This window comes from Streptomyces sp. SAI-135, assembly GCF_029893805.1.
Classification (GTDB): domain Bacteria; phylum Actinomycetota; class Actinomycetes; order Streptomycetales; family Streptomycetaceae; genus Streptomyces.
Genome location: NZ_JARXYP010000002.1, coordinates 6,639,992 through 6,664,585, shown reverse-complemented (window position 1 = coordinate 6,664,585; position 24,594 = coordinate 6,639,992). Strand labels below are relative to the sequence as shown.

The 24,594-nt window shown below is 70.3% G+C and carries 17 protein-coding genes; 7 read left to right on the top strand and 10 right to left on the bottom strand.

Annotation, left to right across the window (positions count from 1 at the left end; genetic code table 11):
* Nucleotides 1–20: 20 nt before the first annotated feature.
* The 4 genes from M2163_RS34755 to eccD form a co-directional block, all read right to left on the bottom strand.
* A complete protein-coding gene (locus tag M2163_RS34755) occupies nucleotides 21–1,400 on the bottom strand; it encodes a pitrilysin family protein (RefSeq protein ID WP_280848969.1) in 1,380 nt (459 codons plus the stop codon).
* Nucleotides 1,397–3,631: a polyribonucleotide nucleotidyltransferase gene (locus tag M2163_RS34750; RefSeq protein ID WP_280848970.1), complete on the bottom strand. Its 2,235-nt coding sequence runs from the start codon at nucleotides 3,629–3,631 to the stop codon at nucleotides 1,397–1,399. Before M2163_RS34750 ends, M2163_RS34755 begins: the two co-directional genes overlap by 4 nt.
* A 322-nt stretch (nucleotides 3,632–3,953) precedes the next feature.
* Nucleotides 3,954–4,241: a 30S ribosomal protein S15 gene (gene rpsO / locus M2163_RS34745; protein ID WP_020138875.1), complete on the bottom strand. Its 288-nt coding sequence runs from the start codon at nucleotides 4,239–4,241 to the stop codon at nucleotides 3,954–3,956.
* Between the two features lie 254 nt (nucleotides 4,242–4,495).
* Nucleotides 4,496–5,959, bottom strand: coding sequence for a type VII secretion integral membrane protein EccD (gene eccD / locus M2163_RS34740; RefSeq protein ID WP_280848971.1), 1,464 nt, complete (start codon nucleotides 5,957–5,959; stop codon nucleotides 4,496–4,498).
* Nucleotides 5,960–6,219: 260 nt separating this feature from the next.
* Between eccD and eccCa the strand changes: the two genes are divergently transcribed.
* Complete coding sequence (eccCa, locus tag M2163_RS34735) at nucleotides 6,220–10,158, top strand: type VII secretion protein EccCa (RefSeq protein WP_280895932.1); 3,939 nt, start codon at nucleotides 6,220–6,222, stop codon at nucleotides 10,156–10,158.
* Between the two features lie 157 nt (nucleotides 10,159–10,315).
* Here eccCa and M2163_RS34730 read toward each other — a convergent pair whose 3' ends face one another.
* From M2163_RS34730 to M2163_RS34705, 6 genes are all read right to left on the bottom strand, one after another.
* Nucleotides 10,316–11,185 carry a hypothetical protein gene (locus M2163_RS34730; protein ID WP_280895931.1) on the bottom strand — a complete coding sequence of 290 codons (870 nt, stop codon included), beginning with the start codon at nucleotides 11,183–11,185 and terminating at the stop codon, nucleotides 10,316–10,318.
* Nucleotides 11,186–11,199: 14 nt separating this feature from the next.
* The gene (locus M2163_RS34725) at nucleotides 11,200–12,321 is read right to left on the bottom strand and encodes a hypothetical protein (RefSeq protein ID WP_280895930.1); all 1,122 of its coding nucleotides are present in this window, start codon (nucleotides 12,319–12,321) and stop codon (nucleotides 11,200–11,202) included.
* A gap of 5 nt (nucleotides 12,322–12,326) precedes the next feature.
* Nucleotides 12,327–13,577 carry a putative T7SS-secreted protein gene (locus M2163_RS34720; protein ID WP_280895929.1) on the bottom strand — a complete coding sequence of 417 codons (1,251 nt, stop codon included), beginning with the start codon at nucleotides 13,575–13,577 and terminating at the stop codon, nucleotides 12,327–12,329.
* A gap of 51 nt (nucleotides 13,578–13,628) precedes the next feature.
* Nucleotides 13,629–13,916: a hypothetical protein gene (locus M2163_RS34715; protein WP_280848976.1), complete on the bottom strand. Its 288-nt coding sequence runs from the start codon at nucleotides 13,914–13,916 to the stop codon at nucleotides 13,629–13,631.
* Nucleotides 13,917–14,028: 112 nt separating this feature from the next.
* Nucleotides 14,029–14,796 carry a hypothetical protein gene (locus M2163_RS34710; RefSeq protein WP_280895928.1) on the bottom strand — a complete coding sequence of 256 codons (768 nt, stop codon included), beginning with the start codon at nucleotides 14,794–14,796 and terminating at the stop codon, nucleotides 14,029–14,031.
* 153 nt (nucleotides 14,797–14,949) lie between these two features.
* Nucleotides 14,950–15,672 (bottom strand): DinB family protein, encoded by a 723-nt coding sequence (locus M2163_RS34705; RefSeq protein WP_280848978.1) that lies wholly within the window; start codon nucleotides 15,670–15,672, stop codon nucleotides 14,950–14,952.
* Nucleotides 15,673–15,876: 204 nt separating this feature from the next.
* Here M2163_RS34705 and M2163_RS34700 point away from each other — a divergent pair, with 204 nt between their 5' ends.
* The 6 genes from M2163_RS34700 to M2163_RS34675 all read left to right on the top strand — a co-directional run bounded on the left by M2163_RS34700 (nucleotide 15,877) and on the right by M2163_RS34675 (nucleotide 24,530).
* On the top strand, nucleotides 15,877–17,604 hold the full coding sequence (locus M2163_RS34700) for a nucleic acid/nucleotide deaminase domain-containing protein (RefSeq protein WP_280895927.1): 1,728 nt from the start codon (nucleotides 15,877–15,879) through the stop codon (nucleotides 17,602–17,604).
* A gap of 53 nt (nucleotides 17,605–17,657) precedes the next feature.
* Nucleotides 17,658–18,230: an SUKH-4 family immunity protein gene (locus tag M2163_RS34695; RefSeq protein WP_280848981.1), complete on the top strand. Its 573-nt coding sequence runs from the start codon at nucleotides 17,658–17,660 to the stop codon at nucleotides 18,228–18,230.
* Nucleotides 18,231–18,235: 5 nt separating this feature from the next.
* On the top strand, nucleotides 18,236–19,012 hold the full coding sequence (locus M2163_RS34690; RefSeq protein WP_280848982.1) for a nucleic acid/nucleotide deaminase domain-containing protein: 777 nt from the start codon (nucleotides 18,236–18,238) through the stop codon (nucleotides 19,010–19,012).
* Between the two features lie 17 nt (nucleotides 19,013–19,029).
* Nucleotides 19,030–20,841 (top strand): hypothetical protein, encoded by a 1,812-nt coding sequence (locus M2163_RS34685; protein ID WP_280895926.1) that lies wholly within the window; start codon nucleotides 19,030–19,032, stop codon nucleotides 20,839–20,841.
* A gap of 252 nt (nucleotides 20,842–21,093) precedes the next feature.
* A complete protein-coding gene (locus M2163_RS34680; protein WP_280895925.1) occupies nucleotides 21,094–22,602 on the top strand; it encodes a hypothetical protein in 1,509 nt (502 codons plus the stop codon).
* Nucleotides 22,602–24,530, top strand: coding sequence for a PQQ-binding-like beta-propeller repeat protein (locus M2163_RS34675; protein WP_280895924.1), 1,929 nt, complete (start codon nucleotides 22,602–22,604; stop codon nucleotides 24,528–24,530). Before M2163_RS34680 ends, M2163_RS34675 begins: the two co-directional genes overlap by 1 nt.
* The last annotated feature ends 64 nt before the right edge of the window (nucleotides 24,531–24,594 follow it).

The following is a 24,594-nucleotide window of genomic DNA, read 5'->3' as shown; positions in this document are numbered from 1 at the left end:
TGCTTCCTTAAGGGGAGGGCTTACGCGACCGCTTCGTGCAGTCGGGCCGCCTGCTTGTCCTTCAGCGGGCCGATGACCGACAGCGACGGGCGCCGTCCCAGGATCTCGCGGGCGACCTCGCGGACGTCGTCCGGGGTGACCGACGCTATGCGGGTCAGCATGTCGTCGACGGACATCTGCTCGCCCCAGCACAGCTCGCTCTTGCCGATGCGGTTCATCAGCGCGCCGGTGTCCTCCAGGCCGAGGACCGTGGAGCCCTTCAGCTGGCCGACGGCGCGGCCGATCTCGTCGTCGGTCAGGCCGTGCTCGGCGACCTGGTCGAGTTCGTCGCGGCAGATCTTCAGCACGTCGTGGACCTGCGAGGGCCGGCAGCCGGCGTACACGCCGAACAGGCCGCAGTCGGCGAAGCCGGAGGTGTACGAGTAGACGCTGTACGCCAGTCCGCGCTTCTCCCTGACCTCCTGGAAGAGGCGGGACGACATCCCGCCGCCGAGCGCGGTGTTCAGCACGCCGAGGGCCCAGCGGCGGTCGTCCGTGCGGGCGAGGCCGGGCATGCCGAGGACGACGTGGGCCTGCTCGGTCTTGCGGCCGATCAGCTCGACGCGGCCCGCGGTGCGCAGGACGCGCCGGCCGTCACGCGGGGCGATGGGCGTGGCGTCGGGGCTCTTGAGCGCGCCGGCCTTCTCGAAGGCGGCGCGGACCTGTCGTACGACCTTGTCGTGGTCGACGTTGCCCGCGGCCGCGACCACGAGGTGCGTCGGGTCGTAGTGCTTCTTGTAGAAGCGGCGGATGCGGTCGGCGGTCAGGGCGTTGACGGTGTCGACCGTGCCGAGGACGGGGCGGCCGAGGGGATTGTCGCCGAACATGGTGTGCGCGAACAGGTCGTGCACGCAGTCGCCCGGGTCGTCCTCGGTCATGGCGATCTCTTCGAGGATCGCGCCGCGCTCGACGTTGACGTCCTCCTCGAGGATCAGGGAGCCGGTCAGCATGTCGCAGACGACGTCGATGGCGAGCGGCAGGTCGGCGTCGAGCACGCGCGCGTAGTAGCACGTGTACTCCTTCGCCGTGAACGCGTTCATCTCGCCGCCGACCGCGTCGAGGGCGGAGGAGATGTCCAGGGCGCTGCGCTTGGCGGTGCCCTTGAAGAGGAGGTGCTCCAGGTAGTGCGTGGCGCCGTTCAGCGAGGGGGTCTCGTCGCGGGAGCCGACGTGCGCCCAGATGCCGAAGGTCGCGGAGCGGACCGAGGGGAGGGTCTCGGTGACGATGCGCAGGCCACCGGGGAGGGTGGTCTTGCGGACGGTGCCGATGCCGTTCTCACCCTTGATGAGGGTTTGGGTACGGGCGACGGCCCGCGCCTCCGAGGAGGTGCGGGCCGTCGCCTTGGAGCCACGGGACGTCACTGGTCGGCGTCGTCCTTCTTCTCGTCGGAGGAGCCGCTGTTGGACTCGGCCTCACCCTCGATCACGGGGATCAGGGAGAGCTTGCCGCGGGAGTCGATCTCGGCGATCTCGACCTGGACCTTGGCGCCCACACCGAGCACGTCCTCGACGTTCTCGACGCGCTTGCCGCCGGCCAGCTTGCGGATCTGCGAAATGTGCAGCAGGCCGTCCTTGCCGGGGAGCAGCGAGACGAACGCACCGAAGGTGGTCGTCTTGACGACCGTGCCCAGGTAGCGCTCGCCGACCTCCGGCATGGTCGGGTTGGCGATCGAGTTGATCGTGGTGCGGGCGGCCTCGGCGGCCGGGCCGTCGGCGGCACCGATGTAGATGGTGCCGTCGTCCTCGATCGTGATCTCGGCGCCGGTGTCCTCCTGGATCTGGTTGATCATCTTGCCCTTGGGGCCGATGACCTCACCGATCTTGTCCACGGGGATCTTGACGGTGATGATCCGCGGGGCGTTCGGGGACATCTCGTCCGGCGTGTCGATCGCTTCCATCATCACGTCGAGGATGTGGAGGCGGGCGTCGCGGGCCTGCTTGAGGGCCGCGGCCAGGACGGAGGCGGGGATGCCGTCCAGCTTGGTGTCGAGCTGGAGGGCGGTGACGAACTCCTTGGTGCCGGCGACCTTGAAGTCCATGTCGCCGAAGGCGTCCTCCGCACCGAGGATGTCGGTGAGGGTGACGTAGTGCGTCTCGCCGTCGATGTCCTGCGAGATCAGGCCCATGGCGATACCGGCGACGGGGGCCTTCAGCGGCACACCGGCGTTCAGCAGCGACATGGTGGAGGCGCAGACCGAGCCCATGGACGTCGAGCCGTTGGAGCTCAGCGCCTCGGAGACCTGGCGGATCGCATAGGGGAACTCCTCGCGGGTCGGCAGGACCGGGACCAGGGCGCGCTCGGCGAGGGCGCCGTGGCCGATCTCGCGGCGCTTGGGGGAGCCGACGCGGCCGGTCTCGCCGGTGGAGTACGGCGGGAAGTTGTAGTTGTGCATGTAGCGCTTGCGGGTCACCGGGGAGAGGGTGTCCAGCTGCTGCTCCATGCGGAGCATGTTGAGGGTGGTGACGCCCAAGATCTGGGTCTCGCCACGCTCGAACACCGCGGAGCCGTGCACGCGCGGGATGGCCTCGACCTCGGCGGCGAGCGTACGGATGTCCGTGACGCCACGGCCGTCGATGCGCTTCTTCTCCTTGATCACGCGCTCGCGGACGAGCTGCTTGGTCAGGGAACGGTACGCGGCGGAGATCTCCTTCTCGCGGCCCTCGAACTCCGGGAGGAGCTTCTCGGCGGCGAGCGCCTTGACGCGGTCCAGCTCGGCCTCGCGCTCCTGCTTGCCGGCGATGGTCAGCGCGGAGGCGAGCTCCGGGCGGACGGCGGCGGAGAGCGCCTCCAGGACGTCGTCCTGGTAGTCGAGGAAGATCGGGAACTCGCCGGTGGGCTTGGCGGCCTTCGAGGCGAGGTCGGCCTGGGCCTTGCAGAGGACCTTGATGAAGGGCTTCGCGGCTTCCAGACCGGCGGCGACGACCTCCTCGGTCGGGGCCTCGGCGCCGCCCTTGACGAGCTGGATAGTCTTCTCGGTGGCCTCGGCCTCGACCATCATGATCGCGACGTCGCCGTCCTCCAGGGTGCGGCCCGCGACGACCATGTCGAAGACGGCGTCCTCGAGCTCGGAGTGCGTCGGGAAGGCGACCCACTGGCCGTTGATCAGCGCGACGCGGACGCCGCCGATCGGGCCGGAGAAGGGCAGACCGGCCAGCTGGGTGGACGCGGAGGCGGCGTTGATCGCCACGACGTCGTACAGGTGGTCGGGGTTGAGCGCCATGATGGTGGCGACGACCTGGATCTCGTTGCGCAGGCCCTTCTTGAAGGACGGGCGCAGCGGGCGGTCGATGAGGCGGCAGGTGAGGATGGCGTCCTCGGAGGGGCGGCCCTCACGGCGGAAGAAGCTGCCGGGGATCTTGCCGGCGGCGTACATCCGCTCCTCGACGTCCACCGTCAGGGGGAAGAAGTCGAGCTGGTCCTTGGGGTTCTTGGAAGCTGTGGTGGCCGACAGCACCATGGTGTCGTCGTCCAGGTACGCCACGGCGGAGCCGGCGGCCTGCTTGGCGAGGCGGCCCGTCTCGAAGCGGATGGTGCGGGTGCCGAAGGAGCCGTTGTCGATGACGGCCTCGGCGTAGTGGGTCTCGTTCTCCACTAGGTGCTCTCCGTTACTTTTCGTCTGCGTATCGTCTTTGTCCCGATCCGCCCGTGTGGCGGGGGGACGTGCGCGGAGAAGCGCTCCATCTGGTGCGGGCCGGTCTTCGATCGAAGCACCCGGGTTCGCAAGGCCCGGGGGCCACTACCGAGGACCGGCGGCGGCGAGGCGCACTTCTCCTCGTGGTTCTGCTTGCTACTGCGTTGTGCTACCACACTACAAAGCGGGTGTGACACTGCGCACGTTTCCGTACGTGCGGTGAGCACGTACGGCAAAGGGAGCGGCCCCCGATCGCTTCGGGAACCGCTCCCCTCACGGCGTCCTACTTGGCGCCCGCCGCACCGCGGCGGATGCCGAGGCGGTCGACCAGCGTACGGAAGCGCTGGATGTCCTTCTTCGCCAGGTACTGGAGAAGGCGACGGCGCTGACCGACCAGGATCAGCAGACCACGACGGGAGTGGTGGTCGTGCTTGTGGGTCTTGAGGTGCTCGGTCAGGTCCGAGATACGGCGCGAGAGCATCGCGACCTGGACCTCGGGGGAGCCGGTGTCGCCCTCCTTGGTACCGAACTCGGTGATGATCTGCTTCTTCGTAGCGGCGTCGAGCGACACGCGTACTCCTCGTAGTCTCTTGGGTAGCCACCGAGTGCCCCTGGTCCACTTCTCAGGGGAGCTTCCGTTACTCGGGAGGCGGGGATCCGCTGGGCGCGGCCTCCAGGGCGATCAGCTCCGGGGGTGCGTACACAAACGGCCGTCAGCCAGGGTATCAGCCCGGCGGTGGTGCCCCGGCCCCGCCGTCCTCGTACGGACGGCGAAGCGGCTGCCACCCGTGTGGGTGACAGCCGCTGTCAACGGTCGGAGCGGGGTCAGCTGGTCATGCCGCGGGCCGCCGCGTACAGGTCGAGGACCGCGAGGCACAGCGGGACGAGGGAGAGCAGCACCGCGCCCTCGCTCAGGTCGAGCATCCGGCCCCAGAACGGGGTGACGCCCTTGCGCGGCACGATCAGCGCGATGGCCACCAGGAGGGTGGCACCGAGGGCCACCGCGGCGGACAGCCAGACGGTGCGGATGTCGAGCGGAGCGCTGTTGTGGTCGTAGACGAGCTCCTTGATGATGTCGGCCGGCGGGTTCAGGGCGAGGCCCAGGACCAGCAGGCTGACCGTGATGATGCCCGACAGCATCAGGGTCACGACCTGGGACGTGTACAGGAAGAGGCGGGCCCGCATCAGCATGGCGAGGCCGGCCGCCAGCGACAGGAGCTGGGCCCAGCCGCTGCTGGAGAAGCCGAGGACGACGCCCGCGGAGGCGACACCGGTGACCGCGCAGCCGCCGACGAGGCCGAGCAGCAGTTCGTGGCCGCGGCGGGCCTGGTCGGTGATGAGCTGGTAGTCGACCGGCTCCTGCTCCTGCTGGTCCTCGGCGCGGCCGCGCTTGGCGATCTGGTCGGGCGAGCGGAAGCCGATGGGCAGCCGGGAGAAGCGGGCGGACCAGCCGGGCAGGAAGCCGATGACGGCGACCATGACGACGGCGGTGACGGCGGCGCTCTCGCGCGGCTCGGCCTCGGAGACGATCGCGGCGAAGGTGGCGAGGACACCGATGCCGGCGCCGAACGCGGCGGCGATGAAGGGCGCGTCGTTCTGCGGCAGCATCAGGACGAGCAGGACGGCGGCGACGAGGACGACGGCGAAGCCGACGAGGAGGTTGAGCCGCCCCGGGCCCTCGCCCGCGTCCAGGCCCATGACGCCGGAGCCGCCGACCATCAGGTGCGGCAGCGAGGCGAGTCCGAGGGCGACGGCCGCGTGGTGGTCGTCGTAGACACGCGCGCGTACGGAGGCCAGCGCGACCAGGACGACGCCGGTGACGCCGGCGATGACGCCGGGCAGGCCGTGCATGTCGTGGCGCAGCGGCTCGGAGAACCACAGAGCCAGCGCCATCATGGTCAGCAGCAGCGCGCCGGCGGTCAGGCCGACGACGCGCATCATGCCGTCGTTCCAGCTGCGCCGGTCGGCCTCCACGACGGCGGCCACGGCGTCGACGACGTCGTCGAAGACGGCGGGCGGCAGCGAGTCCGCGAACGGCCGCAGAAGCAGCAATTCGCCATCGCGTATCTGCTGTTCGGCGAGCGAGCGGCCGTCGTCGAGGACCGAACCGTCCCTGCGTACGAGGTTGTACCCGGTGGGCGCGGCCTCTTCGGGAGTCTGTCCCGACAGCCGCAGGATCTCCGGGTAGACGTCAGAGAGCGGCACGTCCTCGGGAAGTGCCACGTCGATCCGGCTGTTCGGTGCCGCCACCGTGACCCGGCAGAATCCGGTTGCTGAAACCGTACTCACCTGACGGTTCCCCCTAGTCCAGTACTCGGTGATTCGTCGCGGTTTGCCAGGGCGATTCCCGCTCCGCGCTTCGTTTGGAGCGTCACCCTACCGTCCCCTTGCGGCATCTCCTCATCCCCTCCCGGCTCAACGGGCCCGCAGAACAGTAGGATCAACGCCCGACTCATGAGTGGGCCGAGCCCCATGAGTCGATGAACGTACGGGGGCCGTCACGACGGGGGCGGTTCGACATTGCTATCGCGTGAAGGACTGGTGGATCGGTGAGCGTTGTCATCGTCAAGCGCCCGCCGCGGGTTTACCCGCCGGAGGTGCCGAGTGAGGAGGTCAAGCTCGAGTCCCCTCCCGAACTCCCTCGTACCGAGGACGACAGCCTGCTGATGAACCTGCTGCCCATGCTGGGCATGGGTTCGTCGGCGGCGTTCTTCTTCATGCCCGGTGCTCAGGGCTTCATGAAGATCATGGGCATGCTGATGATGGCGTCCACGGTCGCCATGCTGGTCGCCCAGATAGTGCGGGCCCGCAAGGGACCCTCCGGTCAGATGGCCGAGGCCCGCCGCGACTACCTCAAGTACCTGGCGCAGAAGCGTCGTGAGGTGCGGCGCACGGTGCACAAGCAGCGTGACGCCCAGTACTACCTGCACCCGGCGCCGGAGCAGCTGTGGGCGCTGGTCGCCGAGGGCTCGCGGCTGTGGGAACGCCGTTCCACGGACCCGGACTTCGCACAGGTGCGCATCGGCCTCGGCCCGCAGCAGCTCGCCACCCCGCTGGTCGCCCCCGACACCGCCCCCGTGGACGAGCTGGAGCCGCTGACCGCGCACGCGATGCAGCAGTTCATCGCGAGCTACGGCACGCTCGGCGAACTGCCGCTGGCGATCGGGCTGCGCTCCTTCTACCACGTGACGATCTCCGGCGACGCCGAGACGGTCTACGGCCAGACCCGTTCCGTCATCGGCCAGTTGGCCTCGCTGCACTCGCCCGAGGACGTGGTGATCGCGGTCGTGGCCTCGCCGGGCGCGGCGGTGGACTGGGAGTGGACCAAGTGGCTGCCGCACATGCAGCACAAGGAGTCCGACGGGGCCGGCAGCCGGCGTCTGCTCTGCTACGACCTGGGCGAGCTGGAGGAGATGATCGCCCACCAGCTGGAGGGCCGCCCGCGCTGGAGCCGGGACGGTTCGCCGGTGCTCGACCAGCCGCACGTGGTCGTCGTCCTGGACGGCGGCGGGGTGCCCGCGGACTCGGTGCTCGCCTCGGCGGAGGGCCTGCAGGGCGTGACCATCCTCGAGGTGGTGCCCGGTGAGCTCGACGAGGCGCGTGGCTCGCTGTCGGTGCGGGTGTGGCCGGACGCGATGGAGCTGGAGGCGGGTACGGGTGTGTTCACCGGCACCCCGGACGTGCTGTCGCAGGCGCAGGCCGAGTCGCTGGCCCGGCAGCTCGCGCCGCTGCGTCTCGGTGCCGCCGACGCGGACGAACCGCTGCTGGCGAACCTGGACTTCACCGACCTCATGCAGATCGGCGACGCGGCGAGCGTGGACGTCTCACGCACCTGGCGGCCGCGCACGCTGCACGAGCGGCTGCGGGTGCCGATCGGTCTCGGCGAGAACGGCGAGCCGGTCATGCTGGACATCAAGGAGGCCTCGCAGGAGGGCATGGGCCCGCACGGCCTGTGCGTCGGCGCCACCGGTTCCGGAAAGTCGGAGCTGCTGCGCACGCTGGTGCTGGGCCTCGCGGTCACGCACTCCTCAGAGACGCTCAACTTCGTCCTCGCGGACTTCAAGGGCGGTGCGACCTTCACCGGCATGGGCTCCATGCCGCACGTCTCCGCGGTCATCACCAACCTGGCCGACGAGCTCACCCTGGTCGACCGCATGCGCGACTCCATCACCGGTGAGCTGACCCGCCGCCAGGAGCTGCTGCGGACGGCCGGCAACTACGCCAACATCACCGACTACGAGAAGGCCCGGGCCGCCGGTGCCGCGCTCGACCCGCTGCCCTCGCTCGTCCTGATCATCGACGAGTTCAGCGAACTGCTGGCCGCCAAGCCGGACTTCATCGAGATGTTCATCCAGATCGGCCGGATCGGCCGTTCGCTGGGTGTGCACATGCTGCTGGCCTCGCAGCGGCTGGAGGAGGGCAAGCTGCGCGGCCTCGACACCTTCCTGTCGTACCGCATCGGTCTGCGCACCTTCTCGGCGGCCGAGTCCCGTACGGCGATCGGCGTGCCCGACGCCTACCACCTGCCCAACGTGCCCGGCGCGGGCATCCTCAAGTACGACACCGAGACGATGGTGCAGTTCAAGGCCGCGTACGTGTCGGGCACCTACCGGCCCAACGGCCCGATGGCGCAGGGCGGCGGGCGGATCGACCGCTCCCCCGTGCTGTTCACCGCGGCACCGGTGCCGGTGCGCATCCTCGCCGAGCCGGAGCCGGAGACCCGGAGCAACCAGATCGACGACGCGCTGGCCGACACCGTCCTCGACGTCATCGTCAGCCGTCTGGACGGTCAGGGTCCGCCCGCCCACCAGGTGTGGCTGCCGCCGCTGGACGAGCCGTTCAGCCTCGACCAGGTGCTGCCGGCCCTCAACATCAGCCCGGAGCGCGGTCTGCACGCCGAGGGCTACCACGCGCAGAGCAAGCTGATCGTCCCGGTCGGTCTGGTCGACAAGCCCTTCGAGCAGCGCCGTGACGTCATGTACGCGGACCTGTCGGGGTCCGCCGGTCACGCGCTGATCGTGGGCGGTCCGCAGTCCGGCAAGTCGACCCTCGTGCGCACGATGATCACGTCGTTCGCGCTCACCCACACTCCGGCCGAAGTGCAGTTCTACGCCCTCGACTTCGGCGGCGGCGGCATGCTCGCGCTGGAGAACCTGGCCCATGTGGGCGGCGCCGCCTCGCGTCTGGACCAGGAGAAGGTGCGCCGTACGGTCGCGGAGGTGCACGGCATCCTCAACGCCCGTGAGGAGTTCTTCCGCTCGAAGAGCATCGACTCCATGAACACCTTCCGCTCCCGCCGGGCGCAGGGGCACTACCCCGACCAGCAGTGGGGCGACGTCTTCCTCATCATCGACGGCTGGGGGACGTTCAAGAACGACTACGAGATGCTCGACCCGGTCATCGCGGACATCGCGACCCGTGGTCTCGGCTTCGGTGTCCACCTGATCATCACCGCGACCCGGTACACCGAGATGCGGCCGGCGCTGCGCGACCAGATCCTCAGCCGGCTCGAACTGCGGCTCGGTGACGCGATGGAGTCGGAGTTCGACCGCAAGCGGGCCGAGAACGTGCCGATGGGCAAGCCCGGCCGCGGCCTGTCCCCGGAGAAGCTGGACTACCTGGCCGCGACCCCCCGGATCGACGGGTCGACGCAGGTGGAGGACCTCGCCGACGGCATGGCGAACCTCGTGCAGAGCGTCAACAACGCCTGGCAGGGTCCGACGGCCCCCAAGGTGCGGATGCTGCCGACGATGCTGCACGCCTCCGAACTGCCCGGCGGCGGCGACTTCGGCAGCCGCGGCATCGCGATCGGCGTGGACGAGCTCACCCTGTCCCCGGTGTTCGTGGACTTCGAGACCGACCCGCTGTTCGTCATCTACGGCGAGAGCGAGTCCGGCAAGTCCTCGCTGCTGCGGTTCATGGCCAAGCAGATCTCGGAGCGGTACCAGCCCAGCAAGGCGCTGTTCGTGGTCTCGGACTTCCGGCGTGCGCTGCTCGGCCAGGTGCCCGAGAGCCACATGTACAAGTACTGCGCCTCGGGTCCGCAGCTCCAGGAGGTCATGGAGTCGCTGGCCGGCTCGATGAGCCGCCGTATGCCGGGCCCGGACGTGACACCGGACCAGTTGCGCAACCGCTCCTGGTACAACGAGCCCGACGCGTTCATCTTCATCGACGACTACGACCTGGTCGCCACGTCGATGGGCAACCCGATGTCGGTGCTCCTGGAGTACCTGCCGTTCGCGCGTGACCTCGGTCTGCGGATCATCCTGGCCCGCAGCACCTCGGGGGCCTCGCGCTCGTCCTTCGAGCCGGTGCTCACCCGGATCAAGGAGCTCGGCGCGCAGGGCATCGTCCTGTCCGGCGACCCGTCGGAGGGGCCGGTGTTCAACAACATCAAGGCCACTCCGCAGCCGCAGGGCCGGGGCCAGTTCATCTCGCGCCGGTCGAGCGGTCAGCTCGTCCAGACGGGGTACCTGCCGGAGAGCTGAGCCGGCAGTGGTGAAGGGGCGGGCCGTGTCTGCGGCCCGCCCCTCTCGTTTCGGCCGCGACCGGACCGGGACGGCCGTGCGGAGACGACCGGAGATGCCGATACGGCGACGGCGGCACCCGGAGAGGGTGCCGCCGTCGCCGTCTGTGTGCCGCGGGTCAGAGTCGTGTGTCCAGCAGCTTGCGCAGAGGTGGGGAGAGCTCGTGCACGGGTGCGCCGGCGGCCTGCGACCTGGTCAGCTCGTCGAGGTACCGGCGGGCCGCGCGGGACAGCTCCTGCTGCCGTCTGCCGAGGCGGTGGCCGGCGATCCAGGTCAGGATGCCCAGACCGACGAGGAGGACCGACGCGTACGCCGCGGGCAGGTCCTCGGCCACGGCGTAGCCCACACCGACGGCTCCCGCGACGACGAGGGTCCAGCCCGCCTCGTCGTGCCAGCCGCCGTGCTCGGCGATCCGCTCGTACTCCTCGACCTCGGCCGGCTTGGGCGGCGGGGCCACCGGGGCGGTCCCTTCGCGCGTGGACGGTGCGCCGGCCGGAGCGGCGTACGACGGCAGCGGGGCGACGTCGAGCTGTGCGCCGCCCCGGCCGGTCAGCCAGGCGGGCACGAAGGCCACGGGGGCACCGTGGGCGAGCGCCGCCGCGAGGACGTGCCGGTAGCCCTCCAGGAAGGGGTGGCGGAGTCCGCGCCTGCCCTGGAGGTTGACCTGGACGAAGGCGGCGAGCGCCAGGACCAGGACGGCGGCAGGGGGTGCCACGGCGACGGCCATGTCGTCCGGTGTTCGGGTCGCGGCCCACACCAGCCAGACGATTCCGACCGCGGCCGCGAGGGAACCGGCCCAGACCAGCCCTCCGCGCCCGAGCCGTCGTAGGGCGGCCCGGTGTTCGGCGAGGGTCCTTGCGACCGCCGCGTCGTCGAAGTAGTCGTAGCCGTAGGTGCTGCCGAAGTCCCTTACGGCCGCGGCGAGTCGGGGGTCCGCGGACAGTGCGTGGGCACCGACCGGGAGGAGGTCGCCCGGGTGGTCCGTCATGCGGGGCCGCTCCCCTATCCGAAGACGGAGTCGCCCGGCCCGCGCACCGTGCGGGTGCAGGGGGCGACGACCTCGACGACGAGCCGCTGCCGGCCATGGATCACCGTGACGTTGACCCGGTGGCCCGCGCCGCTGTCCGCGGCCAGGGACACGCTCTCCCCCGGTGCGCCCGCCAGCTTGAGCCAGCCCTGACTCTGCAGAGCCGTGTCCAGTCGGCCGACGGCGGCGGCGAGTTGCTCGTCCGGGACGCCGTCGATCTGCCAGAGATGGCGGGCCGTGCACACGGTCGTCAGGCCCTTGGACCAGCAGTCGGCGCAGGTCACCGAGGACACCACGTTGCCCTCGTCCATCCTGCCGCGCACACCGAGGCCGTCCAGGACCCGGCTGGAGAAGGAGTAGAGCTCCTGGACGACGGCCGGTTCCGGTGCCACGTCCGGGACCGGCTGGGCCTGGGAGAGGGCGGCCTCCATCTCGGCCTGCTCCTCCGTCGCCCAGTCCAGCGTCCGGACGATCGTCGCGAAGAGCTCCGAGTAGAAGTCCCAGTCCTCCATGCAGGGCGTGGACAGCTCGAACGCCAGCAGGTCCGCGTTGTTCGGCAGCGGGATGTACACCTGGATCTGGCCGCGCGGCACCTGAAGGGGCTCCCCGGTGGGAGAGGCCTCGGCGGTGAGGGTGAAGGGGGCCTGGCCGATCCGTACGACGGCCCGGGCGTCGCCCTTGCCGGAGGGCAGGGTGCTGATCCGGACGTCGTCGTCGGGGTAGGCGCGCTGGAGGCCGGTGAGGGCCTCCGAGAGCACGTCCTCGGCGGTGATGTCGTGCAGCGGCATGCGGTAGACGGCGACGGTGGCCGTGCTGGGGCGGCCGTCGAAGTCCAGGTTGCAGAAGCCCGCGTACACCGCTCCGGCGTTCCGCAGGTCGTCGAGGATGCCGGCGTAGGTGACGAACATGCGGAACCGGTCCTGGTCGGTGCCGCCCGGCAGGACCCTGTGGACCGTGGCGTAGAGCTGCTCGCCCGCCTCGTCGACGTCGTCCGTCCCCAGGGGGAGTTCGTGGAAGAACGGCGGGACCACCCAGCCCACGTGGAGCCCTGGCTTCTCCGCCTCCGTGGCCGGGGCGGCGGTGATGGTGTCGGTCATGGTGCTCAGGCCGCCAGGGTCTGGTGGAACTTGTCACCCGAGGCCGGCCACGGCATCGTCGTGACCTGGGGTTCGGGCCGGGGCTGACCGGTGGCAGGGGCCGGCTGGGTCGAGACCTCGGGCCGGCTGCCGCCCTCGTCCCCGCCGGAGATGAGGTGGCCGAGGCCGAAGCCGGTGGAGAAGCCCTTGACGCCGCCGGTGATGAGGGAGGGGTCGACGGCCTTGCCGAACTTGCCGAGCCCCCAGTTGATGACCTTCGTGCTCATCGGGTTCTTGATCTGGTTCATCATCGTCTTGGCACCGGAGGCGATCGCGCCGGCCTCCCGGGCCCCGGTGAAGAGTGCCTTGCCGCCGGAGAACAGCGCCTTGCCCGCGCCGCCGACACCGGGAATGACACCGAGCGCGTCGAGGCCGACCTTCCACATCGGAGCGCCGCCCATCCAGTGACCGGCCATCGCCGCGCCCGCGAACGCGACCGAGCCGGCACCCAGGATGGCGGACGCGACCTGACCGCCGACCGGGATGACGTTGACGACGATGGCGGCTGCGGCGAGCGCGGCGGAGATCGTGGAGAACAGGTCCGCGTTGTCGATCAGGAAGTTCTTGAAGCCGTCCCAGGCGCCCTTGAGACCGTCCGTGATCTTGTCCCAGATGCTGATGTCCGGCGGCCGGTTGTTCGCGGCCTCACGAATGGCCTTCTCGGCCTTCGCGGCCTGCTCTTCCCAGTACTTGCGCAGCGCCTCGCCGTTCTCGATGAGGAGCTTGAGGTCGGTCGCGGCGTCCTGGGCCGCGCGCGAGGCGGAGTCGGCCTCCTCGGAGAGGGCCTTGGCCTGCTGCTCGGTGAGCTGCTGGAACTGCGCGCCCTCGATCTTGACGTTGACCCGGTCGACGTCGGCGTTCTTCTGGTCGAGCCGCTTGCGGGCCTCGACCGCGCGCTCCTCCAGGTTCTTGGCCTGGCGCTGCATGGTCTCCAGCTCGTCGTGCCAGCCCCTGAGCGCCCGGGAGCAGGCGTTCATCGACTCGTGGCCCTGCTGGAGGTACTTGGGCAGTTCGCCGATCTTCTCCTGGAACTTCTTGGCGGCCTCGCCGTCCCAGATGCCGTCCGTCCGGCCGATGTTGACGAGCATCTCGCGCATCTCGTCGAGTTCGTCGCCGACCGTCTTGACGTCGTACGCCAGCGACTCGATCGTGTGCAGGTCACCCTTGGCCGGGTTGAACGTCAGTCCGGGCCAGCTGGGATCGTCGAACATCCCCATCGTCTTCTCCCCGTTGTGTGCGTGTGCGAGTTGTCGGTGCGGCGCTGCGGGCTACTTCTGGCTGAAGCCCTTCTGCAAATCCTGGTCGGTCGTCTGATACGCCTCGAGCGTCTTCTGGAGTCCCTCGTGCAGCTGCTTGGCGCCGTCGGCGATCCGCTTGATGCCGTCGCCCCAGTCGTCCTGGAAGTCGTCGCAGGCGTTGTCGAGACCGTCCGTGCCCAGACCCTTGGGGCCGACCTTGTTCAGCCGCTCCTGGGCGCCGCGCATCCGGTCGTCCACCTGGTCCAGCCGGTTGATCAGAGTCTTCATGCGATCGACATCGATCTGGAAGTCCGCCATCGCCGTGTGCCTCCCCGTAGCGTGGTCCGTGATCGCCGGTCAGACTATCGGAGCAGCAACTTCCGGCCCACCCGTCGATGTTCGCTGTCGCCAATCTGTGGCATGCGCACGCTCACCTACGGTCCCACACGTGCAGGACGGCCTGCGCATAGGCCAGCCTGGGGTCCAGCCGGGGTGAGGCGAGCCGGTACTTGCGGCCCGTCTGGTACTCGATGGCGGCCTCCGCGGCCCCGGCCTGACGCCAGCGCGTCCACGTCGGGGGCTCCATCTCCCAGGCGGCCTCCTTCTTCGCCTCGCCCTTCTCGCCGAGGAGCAGCCAGATCGCCCCCTGCGCGGCCATCACCGCCCAGCACACGAAGTACAGAGGGGAGATCAGCACGAACACCGTCCATGCCTTGCGGGTGCCGACCTCGCCCGCCAGCGGTTCACCGCCCTGAGCGGGCTGCACGCTCCAGTGCACGCGCCGCGGCCACGGCAGGGTCCGGCCGCCGCGCCGGGTGATCCTGCCGATCGGGGCGCCGTCACCGCCGTAGACCTCGTAGACGCCTGACCCGGCGGAGCGCACCGAGCTGAGCGGCTGGCCGTTCGGGGCGGTCACCGTGAAGGACGGCCGGGCCCGGCGTCCGCCCTTCGGGGCGTCCCGGGGGACGTGGACGTACGCGAGCGGCTCGCCGTTCGTGCCGGGGCCGGCCCGCCGGATCGTGACCGTCTGCTCCCCCGGCTCGACCTTGTCGTACCTGTGCAGCCTCTTGTTGGGGACCTCGATGACGGTCTCCACCGGGTTGTGGGCATGCTCGTACGGTCCCGGGCGCTGCGGGGGGTACTGCGGCTGCCCCGGCCGCTGGGCCTGGGAGGACCGTTCCTGGCTGCTGTGGTTCATGGCCGCCCAACTGTCGATGCCGTTGACGATGACGGGCGCCAGAATCTCAAAAGTGGGTCGGCCGTGTCGCGGGGTGGTCGATGTCGCGCCGCACGACGACTCGTCCACCGGACGTTCACGGAACCTCCCCGTAAGGGTTTCTCCGTGGAGGCGTTACAGCGACGCCCGGTCGCCCCGCGCCTGCCACAGATCCCGCAGCAGCGCGATCTCCGCCATGTGATGGATGAGTTCCAGGTTCGAGCCCCACAGCACGGAGATGTACGGCTCGTCAGGCGCCGAGCCGTACGGGTACTGGGAGAAGCCGATGGTGTCGAGCTGTTCCTCCGTCACCTTGCCGACCTCCTCGCGCCAGCGGTCGAGCAGCGGCCAGAACCGGTCGAGGGCGAGGGACGCGGAGGGCGTGAAGTCGACCAACTGCTTGGGATCGCGGCGGCGTTCACCGAAGGTCCACTCGTACTCGCCGGCGAAGCAGGAGTGCAGGTGCCCCAGCCGCCAGGCGATGGTCGTGACCGGCGTGACGTCGGGTTCCACCGGGCCGGTGTGCGCGAGGACCTCCTCGACCCGTTCGACGCTCACGCTCCAGTCCTCGGCGATCCTCTCGACGCTCATGCCGTCGGCGGCCTGCCGGGCGACCTCGGCGTACTCGCCCGCCGGGATGTCCGGGGCGCCCTGGTCGAGCAGCCACTCGCCGGGGCCGTACGCCCTCGGGGTGACGGCCTCGCTGCGGCGCCGGACCGACCAGCAGCCGGGGACCGGCTCCCAGAGGTACTCCTCGTCGCCGAGCCCCTCCAGCCGGACCTGCGCCCGCTCGCGCACGCAGTCGAACTGGTCCAGCAGTACGCCCAGTCGGTCGGTCCGTATCCGTCCCGTCTCCATGCCCGGCTCCCCTCACGGTCCCGTCCGCGCGGAGGCTAGCCGCCCGCCCCCAGCAAGCGCGACGGATTTACGCGGCCCCCGGTTCCACGCGGAAAGGTCTGCGCCAACTGAGCCTCAGATCAAGTCATGTGACACCGGTTCAACTTGTTTCATCGAATCGATCAAAGTTACGTTGCCCCGAGAAACTTTCGAACGGGGGTCCCTGTGGGTGTAGTCCTGCCGAGCGAGCTGGATGCGGCCCTGGACCTGATAGGCATCAACTGGCCCAACGTCGACGAGGACGACTACCGGGACATGGCCCAGGCCATGCGGGAGTTCGCCGACGACATCGACGACGGCGCCGCCGACGCGCACCGGGCGATCACCGATCTGATCGGCGGCAACGAGGGCCTCGCGATCCAGGCGCTGGAGAGGCACTGGGACCTCGTCAAGGGCAAGCACCTGACCAACCTCGCCGAAGCGGGCCGCGTGGCGGCGACCGCGCTGGACGCGGTCGCCGTGCTGATCGAGGGCGCGAAGATCGCGGCGATCGCCCAACTCGGCATCCTCGCAGCCGAGATCGCGGCTGCCATCGCGGCCGCGCCGGTCACCTTCGGGCTGTCCACGCTGGGCGGCATCGCGGGCACGCAGGCCACCCGGATCGCGGTGAAACGCATCTTCCAGGAGGTGTGCGAGGAGATCGCCTCGCGGATCATCGAGGTGGCGACGGGCCCGATATTCCAGGCCCTCGGCGCGATGGCGGGCGACCTGGTCCTGCAACTGGGCGGCAACGCCCTGGGGACGCAGAACGGCGTCGACCTCGGCCAGACCGCGAAGGCGGGCCGGGAGGGCCTGGACGAGGGCGTCGACAGCCTCAAGTCGGGCGGGGGCATGCAACTGGCCAGCGCGGGCGGGAGCTCGGGCGGTTCGATGCAACTGGCCGGTGCGGGTGGGGACGGCGGGTCCAGCAGCGGTGGCGGCGGCGGCCAGTTCAGCATGGACCTGGAGTCCTACGACCGCGCGGGCAACGGGCTCAAGAGCGCGGGCGGCAAGATCCGCGACGGAGCCGGCAGCAAGCTGGACCGCGCGAAGTCCTCGCACGGCCGCGCCCGGGGCAAGGACGCGCTCACCAACCTCCTCGACCCCATGGTCGACGAGCTCATGGAGGGGATCGGGAAGGGCGTCAAGCGCTCCGCGTCCCACCTCGACGAGAGCATGACCGGCGGCCTCAAGCAGATGGCCAAGCGCCACAAGGACAACGACGACGAGACCGCCCTGTCCTTGAAGCAGCTCCAGAAGGGCAACGACGGCAAGACGCCGATGTACCTCATGAGCGACGACGGCACGCTCAAGAGGCTGCGGACGGACGGCGGGACCGACAAGCTGACCCAGGACGACCGGGACCGCATCGGCCTCAATCTCACCGGCGACAACGCGGGCCGGCCGCTGCCGGGCGAACCGAACCTCAAGCTGCACGGCAAGCAGCGGCCGCGTCCCCTCAGCAACTCGGAGCAGGTGGAGCTCGGGAGCACACCCCTCTCCCAGGCCGTACAGCTCGCCCGGCACTCGGACAAGAGCTACGGCAACCACAAGCAGGTCAACGGGCAGGACAAGTTCGAGAGCAACAACTACGCGGCCGCCCGGTTCGACAGCGCCAAGAAGGACGACGGCAACTTCATCATGGTCGCCCGCAGTTCGGGATTCCGTCACTCCGAGCGCATGATCGGGTTCCCGGTCCTCCGCGACGGCGCCGGTGGCCGGATGACCGAGCTGTACACGGAAAGGGCTCCCTGTTCGTCCGCGCCGAACTGCAGCGCGTGGATGAAGGAAAGACTTTCCCACGTCGACGTGACGCACAGCATCGATTACGGGAACACCAAGGAATCCAGAGCCCAGGGCAACGCGGAAATGATGGATTATCTGGACCGCCTCAAGGCGAACCGGCACAAATAGGCACATGCTAGCATCGGGCACTCCGATCATTCGCAAGGCAGGCAGGTCACGAGATGACGTCCCCCATCGACCGGGAGACCCTGGAATCCGAGTTCGATCCGGAGGAGCTCACCACCTTTTCCGCGGCGGCGGTGGCAGGCGTCCGGCACGGGCCGAGTGCGGACTTTCTTCGCAATGTCGGCATCCCGGCCCGTCCGAATCCCTGGTTCGACCTCGTGGACGGTTCTCCGGAGCAGGTCAGGACGCTCGGGGACGCCTATGACGACCTGCGTGAGCGATGGACGGACCTGCCCGAAGGCGCCGAGGGCTGGCTGCTGCTGGGCATGGTGCCCTACGACGACATCGCCCTGGACGTGACCTCCGGAGTCGTGTACTGCCTTCCCGGCGACGAATCCGAGATCTATCCGCTGAACAAGGATCTCCCCTCCTTCGCCCACTTTCTCTATCTGCTGGAGAAGGAGCGCCCGAACTACGACTTCGAGTCGGAGCTCGAGGATATCGACCCGGAAAGTGCGGCGGCCCGCCTCACCGAGCGGATGCGGGAAATCGACCCGGCCGCACTTGACGTGAGCAATTCCCGCTGGCACGACATCCTGGAGTATGTCGCCGAACCCGAGGCGAGGTAATGGCGATGAACGGCAGCGATATCCGGCACATCGGGGAGATCGCCCTGCCCCTGACCGTCGGCCCGTATTTCACGACGGCCGCGTCCGACCCCGTCCCCCTCGCCGAGTTCGCCGGGTCCGTCGGGCGTACGGTCGTGCTGGACGAGTGCCGGGAGTGGGCGCGGTTCGGGTCGGACCGCGGGTTCGAGATCTGTGCCGACCAGGAGGGCGTCGTACGCGCCGTGCTGCTCGACTGGACCGAGGAGTCGCGGTTCGTGAACGCGAGCGCGGAGGCCTTCGCCCAGTCGCTCACCGCGCTCGACCAGGCCCTCGCCGCGATCCTCGGCACCGACGAGCCGCAGGAGGCGGCCGCCGCCTTCGCGGAGTTGGAGCAGCGGCTGCGGACCCTCGACCCACGGGCCTTCGAGGGGCGGGAGCACTGGTGGCCCCTCGTCCTCGACGACATCCGGGACACCGCGAGCGCGCAGTGGTTCACCGCCTTCGAGTTCGTCAACGACCAGGGCGAGAAGCAGATCGTCACGCAGGCCGGTGACATCGGCGTCCACCCTGAGGAGCGGCTGTGGGCCCGGTTGCGGGCCGCGGGTGTGCAGCCGGAGCAAGTGCTCCGGGTCCACACCGAGTTGGAGGCCTGCTTCATGCCGGGGCACTACTGCTCGCTGTGGCTCGGGCAGGTCTTCCCCGAGGCGCAGCTGACCCACAACTTCCCCTACGGGGAGACGGCCGAGTCCCGCGCCGAGGGCATCCGGCAACTGCGTGAGGCAGCGGCCCAGCAGCCGCAGTAGAGGGGATCCAGCACATCATGACCGTCGGTACCGTCCCGCCGGACATCGCTTCCTGGCCGCCGTTGGCCGACGACAGGCGGGCCGTGGGGCAGCAGTTGCTCGACTGGGCCGCCGACGGCGACGGACCGCGGCTGTGTCTGCTGCGGGGCGCCGCGGGCAGCGGCAAGAGCGGACTGCTCGCCTGGTTCCTGGCCGGGACCGTCGGCCGTCCGGGGCTCACCGTCCATGCCACCGTGCCGTCCGAGGGGCTGACGACCGAGAGCTTCGCCTGGGAACTGGGACGCCAGCTCGGTTACGGCCCCCTCTCCCCCGGCCGACTGCTCGACCAGGTCCGTGCGGACGAGCGACCGCTGCTGATCCTCGTGCCCGATCTGCACCGGGCCGGGGCCGGCCCCGCGGACCTGCCGGCGGCGGCACCGCAGACTCTGGTGGCCGAGCTCCTCGAGCCGTTGCTGGCCCTGCCCCATCTGCGCGCGGCCGTCGAGATAGGGACGTCGGGGTTGCTGGCCGCGGACGGCGCCGAGGTCGTCGATCTGGGCGCCGGGGACGGCGCGAGCGCCCCGCCGGCCACGTACACCGAGCTCGTCGCCGCCGTCCCGCACACGGCCGACGGCCGCCCCGACTGGTCCCAGGCCCCCGACACGGTGCTGCGGCACGTCCTCGGCGCGGCGCTGCGCACCGACGGCCCTTACGGCCAAGGAGGCGCCGTGCGCGGCCTGCTGGCCGACCCGGGGTTCCTGGTGCACGGCTCGGCCACCGCGCTGACCGCCGTCCTCGCCGACGAACGCGTGCCCGTGCCCGGGCGGCTGCGCGAGGTGTGGAAGCGCGCCGCGCCCGAACTGACGGCATATCACACCGACAGCGCCGAACGGGCCGCCCTGCTGCACGCCGCCGCCGTCGACACGGACCCGGATCTCACCGAGTACCTGCGGCCGCTGGCCCGGCAGCACTGGTGGTCCACGGTGTGGGCCCGGCGGGACCTCCCGGTGAACGCGCTGGCCCTGGTGCCGGGCGTGGAGCGAGGACTGCTGACCGCGGACCCGACGGGACGGCTGCGGACGTACGACGTAGGGAGCGGTGCGGCACTCCCCGCGCCCGGCGGGGACGCGCCGTCGTCGGTCGGCGCGTCCGACGGAGCCGCGGCACCCTCCGCCCGCTCCGCCTCCGTACGGCCGCGCTCCCTCGCCCCTCGTGACGCCCGCTCGGCGCTGCTGCTCGACCGGTCCGACGCGCTGCTGCCGCTCGTGACCGAGGACGACCCGACCGCCGCGTTCGCGCTCGAGCGGATCGCCGAGTACCACGGTTCGGCCGCGCTCGCCGGGGAGGAGTCCCTGGTCACCGCCCTCGGCAGCGGCGGCACCACGAGTCCGTACGCGGTCGTCGGCGACCGGGGCGGCACGGTGCACGTGTGGTCCCTGGGCGAGTACCAGGACGTGCCGCACTCCTGCCGTGTGCACGAACACCCGGTCACCGCCGTCACCTGTGCCGGCACCGCCGACGGGCTGACGCTCACCTTCAGTGCCGGGGCGGACGGCTCGGTACGGCTGTGGGAGACCTCGGCCGAGCCGATGCCGGTGCCGGTGCAGCAGCGCCGGTACCGGACCACCGCGCTCGCCGCCGCGGACACCCCCGCAGGTCCGGTGCTCGCCGTGGCCTGGGACGACGGCGAGCTGCATCTGTGGCACGTGCTCACCGGCAGGGTGCGCGTACTGCCCTGGCTGCGGGGCTGCGACGCCCTCGCGCTGACCCCCGAGGGCCTGCTGGCCGTCGGGGACACCACGGGGACGACCGCCGTACGGCTGCGGCTGGACGTGCTCTGGGAGCAGTGAGACGCCCTGCCGGTCAGTGAACCTCCGAACGCACCGGGGCGCCATCGGCCGGAACCGGCGTACTTGTAGGGTGTCATGAGCATTACGGGGGAGCTGTTGATCAGTTGAGCGCAATGTTCCATTTCGCTGCGGGCTCCCCCCTGTCATCGACACTCATGGGGGACCTAGTTCATGTCTTACCCTCCGCCGCCCGGAGGGCCGGGCGGCACGTATCCACAGGGGCAGGGAGGGTGGCCGCCGCAGCAGACCGGCGTGCCGTATCCGCCGCAGGCCGCGCCGGGTCCGTACGGCTATCCGCCGCAACCGGCCGCCCCGGTTCAGGGCTGGCCCGGCCCGCCCCACACGCCGTACCCGCAACTGCAGCCGCAACCTCAGCCTCCGGGCGCAGGCGGCGGTAGCGGTGGCCAGGGCGGCAGCGGTCTGAAGAAGGCCGTCATCGGGGTCGTGGTCCTGGCCGTCCTCGCGGTGCTCGGGATCGGCGGTCTCGCCGCCTACCGGGCCTTCGGCGACGGCGAGTTGCCCATGGCGGCCGGTGGTGCGCAGGGCGAGCAACTGCTCGACGAGGACGACATCGAGGAGTTGCTCGACGGCCGCAGTCAGGCGCTGAGGAGCGGTGACGAGGACACGTATCTCGCGCCCTTCACCGGTGCGGCCAAGGACACGCAGAAGAACCTCTACGAGAACCTGCGCAAGATCCCCTTCGCGCAGGCCGAGTACTCCGTCCTCAGCAAGACCGGTACGGGCACCGACGAGTACGGCGACGGAGCCACGGTCGCCCTGGACGTCGCCTTCGTCCACAAGATCCAGGACGTGGACGTCCGGCCGGTGTCCGAGTGGTACCGGTGGATCATCAAGCGGGACTCGAAGGACGCGGAGCCCCGGATCACCAAGGTGGGGCCCGCGCCCGGTGCCTTCGGTGCGAAGAACTACGTGTTCTATCCGGCGCCCTGGGACCTCTACGCGGACATGCACGTCGTCAAGAAGGCGCACACGCTCACGATCTCGGACAAGAAGCACGCCGCCGACACGGACCGCTACGCGCCGTACATCGAGAAGGCCGCCGCCGACGACATCGCGCTGTGGAAGGCGGACGGCCCCGAGGACACCGAGACACCCACGGGATTCGTGACCGTCCTCGAACCCGACCGCAAGACCTACTCCTCCCTGTACGGCTCGCCGTACGTCGAGTGGGAGGCCGGACAGAGCGTGGCGATGCCCACCTTCGACGCCGGCTTCGGCGGGGACAAGAAGGATCTGGAGTACGGCGGCGCCCGGATCAAGATGGACATGTCCGGGAGCCGCTTCACCAACGCGACGTACTGGCCCAAGCTCGTGAAGGAGATCTCCCACCACGAGTTCGCGCACGCCATCGTCCAGCCGCTGGAGGCCGCGTCCGGCGGGTTCGCCGCCGAGTCCAACACCCGCTGGTGGGTCGTGGAGGGCTTCGCCGACTACATGGCGTTCCGCTTCGACACCGAGCTCGGCGAGTGGAACGTCCGCAACGACGTCACCGGCAAGGAGTTCAGCGGCAAGCTGCCGGGCTCACCCGGATTCGGGGACGAGGTCGGCACGGGCTACACGGTCAGTTACCTGGCCATCCGGTTCATCGCCGAGAAGAACGGCGACACAGCGGCGCTGCGGTTCGTCGCCGAGCACTACCGCGCCCCCGGCCGGCTCGACCAGCAGCTGCGGGAGGCCACGGGCATGGGGGAGAGCCAGTTCCAGGCCGCCTGGGCGAGTTATGTGAGGAGCCACAGCTGATGAGCACAGACGGCATGCAGGGGGCCGCCGGCGGAGGCTACGGCCATGAGCCCGGGACGGGGACCCCGCAGGTGCCTCCGGCGGCGCCGGTGCCGGGGCATCCGGCGGGGTCGCCTTCCGGGCCGGTGCAGGGGCCGCAGCCGGGGTACGGCTATCCGCAGCAGCCGCCGGCCCCGCCGCAGGGGGCGGTGCCGCAGGGCCCCGGGCCGCAGGGATCGACGCCACCGGGCCCGGGGCCGCAGGGTTCGCCGCCGCAGCCGTACGGCTACGGGTACGGCGGTCCGCAGCCTGCCGCGCCGCCGCAGGCACCCCCCGCCGGGTACGGCGCCCCCGGGTTCGGGGCCCCGCAGGCGCCGCAGGCACCGTCGCCGTCGCCGTCGCCGGGGTACGGTCCGCCGCAACAGCCGCCGCCGGGTTACGGGTTCCCGCCGCAGCCTCCGCAGCCCGCGCAGCCGTACGGTCAGCCCGCGCAGGGATACGGTCAGCCCGGTCCGGCGTACGGCCAGCCTGCGCAGGCGTACGGCGGGCCCGCGCAGGCGTACGGTCAGCCCGGCTCGGTGCACGGCGGGCCCGTAGGGCCGGTAGGCGCGCCGCAGCCGGGGGCCGGGCGCAAGAAGCCGGTCGGGATGATCGTGCTGCTCGTGACGGCCGTGCTCGTGCTGAGCGGGGCCGGCTTCGGGGCCTGGTACATGCTCGTCGGCTCGGCGAGCAACAACGTGCTGTGGAGCGTGGCCGGCAAGAAGAACGGCGACGACACCGCGGCGGTCCTCGGCGCGAAGACGCGCGGCACGTGGTTCACCGACAAGGCGGTGATCCAGACCATGCCCGACGGTGTGAAGGCGTACGACCTCGCCAGCGGCAAGCAGATGTGGGCCACCGCGCTCCCCGGCGACAGCAGCGAGGCGTGTGTCGCACCCGAGAACTCCGCCGGCGACATCGGGATCGTCGCCTACGGCGAGGGCAAGGCCTGCGACCACGTCGTGGCCTACGACCTCGACTCGGGCAAGGTGCTCTGGGACAAGGACCTCAAGCCCGGCGACACCACGTCGAAGGACCAGGTCTCGGTCGCCCGGGCCGGCGATGTCGTGGTGATCAACGCGGCGAAGGTGACGCTGGCCCTGAAGGCGGCCGACGGCACCACGGCCTGGGATCCGAAGAAGTTCGCGACCGAGGACTGCCCCAGCGGCGAGTTCACCGGCGGTAAGGCGCTGATCCGGGTCCGCGGCTGCCAGATCAACGACTTCGACGACCCCGACTGGGGCCGGAACTGGGACGAGGTCTCACTGATCGACCCGGCCACCGGCCGGCCGCGCTGGACGTACCACCACAAGGTCCCCGAGGACAGCTTCGGCGAGCTCGACGGGCGTGACGTCGTCTCGACCTCCCCCGTCGTCCTGATCCGGCACGGCGACGACGGGGAAGCCCTGTTCTCGCTCGACGACGAGACGGGGAAGGTGCGCAGCCAGTTCTCCCCCGCCACACCGTCCGAGTACGTCATGACCAGCGACTCCCGGGGCGGCCCCTGGTCGGAGGCGGGCACCTTCGGGAACACCTTCGTCATCAGCACGTCCGGCAAGAAGAGCGAGCACCTGCTGGCGGCCTACGACCTCGACAGCGGCAAGCAGCTGTGGAAGACCGACGCGGTCGAGTTCCGCTCGTTCTACCCGCTGCCGGCGGCCGGCGGCGACCGGATCCTGGCCTACAAGTCCAGCGACTCCAGCGACAAGGGGCCCGAACTGGTCCAGTTCGACGCCGAGGACGGCACGATGAAGACCGTCGTCGAGTACCCGGTCGACATCCGCAAGGGCATGTCCATCACCGCCCGGCCGTACTGGCACGACGACCGCCTCTACGTGTCCGAGCCGAACCCGTCGGTCGTCTACGGGGAGACGCCGTACACCCTGGTGGCCCTGCCCACCACCGACTGAGCACCGGCCGCGGTACGGCGGAAGCTCCCGTCGCCCGGTCCTTTCGGACTGTCGGCGACGGGAG

Excerpts from the sequence above, each read along its gene's own strand:
- M2163_RS34730 (WP_280895931.1), bottom strand. The coding sequence starts at position 11,185 with ATGACGGACCACCCGGGCGACCTCCTCCCGGTCGGTGCCCACGCACTG.
- M2163_RS34725 (WP_280895930.1), bottom strand. The coding sequence starts at position 12,321 with ATGACCGACACCATCACCGCCGCCCCGGCCACGGAGGCGGAGAAGCCA.
- M2163_RS34710 (WP_280895928.1), bottom strand. The coding sequence starts at position 14,796 with ATGAACCACAGCAGCCAGGAACGGTCCTCCCAGGCCCAGCGGCCGGGG.
- M2163_RS34690 (WP_280848982.1), top strand. The coding sequence starts at position 18,236 with ATGAACGGCAGCGATATCCGGCACATCGGGGAGATCGCCCTGCCCCTG.
- M2163_RS34675 (WP_280895924.1), top strand. The coding sequence starts at position 22,602 with ATGAGCACAGACGGCATGCAGGGGGCCGCCGGCGGAGGCTACGGCCAT.
- M2163_RS34685 (WP_280895926.1), top strand. The coding sequence starts at position 19,030 with ATGACCGTCGGTACCGTCCCGCCGGACATCGCTTCCTGGCCGCCGTTG.
- M2163_RS34715 (WP_280848976.1), bottom strand. The coding sequence starts at position 13,916 with ATGGCGGACTTCCAGATCGATGTCGATCGCATGAAGACTCTGATCAAC.
- M2163_RS34705 (WP_280848978.1), bottom strand. The coding sequence starts at position 15,672 with ATGGAGACGGGACGGATACGGACCGACCGACTGGGCGTACTGCTGGAC.
- M2163_RS34720 (WP_280895929.1), bottom strand. The coding sequence starts at position 13,577 with ATGGGGATGTTCGACGATCCCAGCTGGCCCGGACTGACGTTCAACCCG.
- M2163_RS34695 (WP_280848981.1), top strand. The coding sequence starts at position 17,658 with ATGACGTCCCCCATCGACCGGGAGACCCTGGAATCCGAGTTCGATCCG.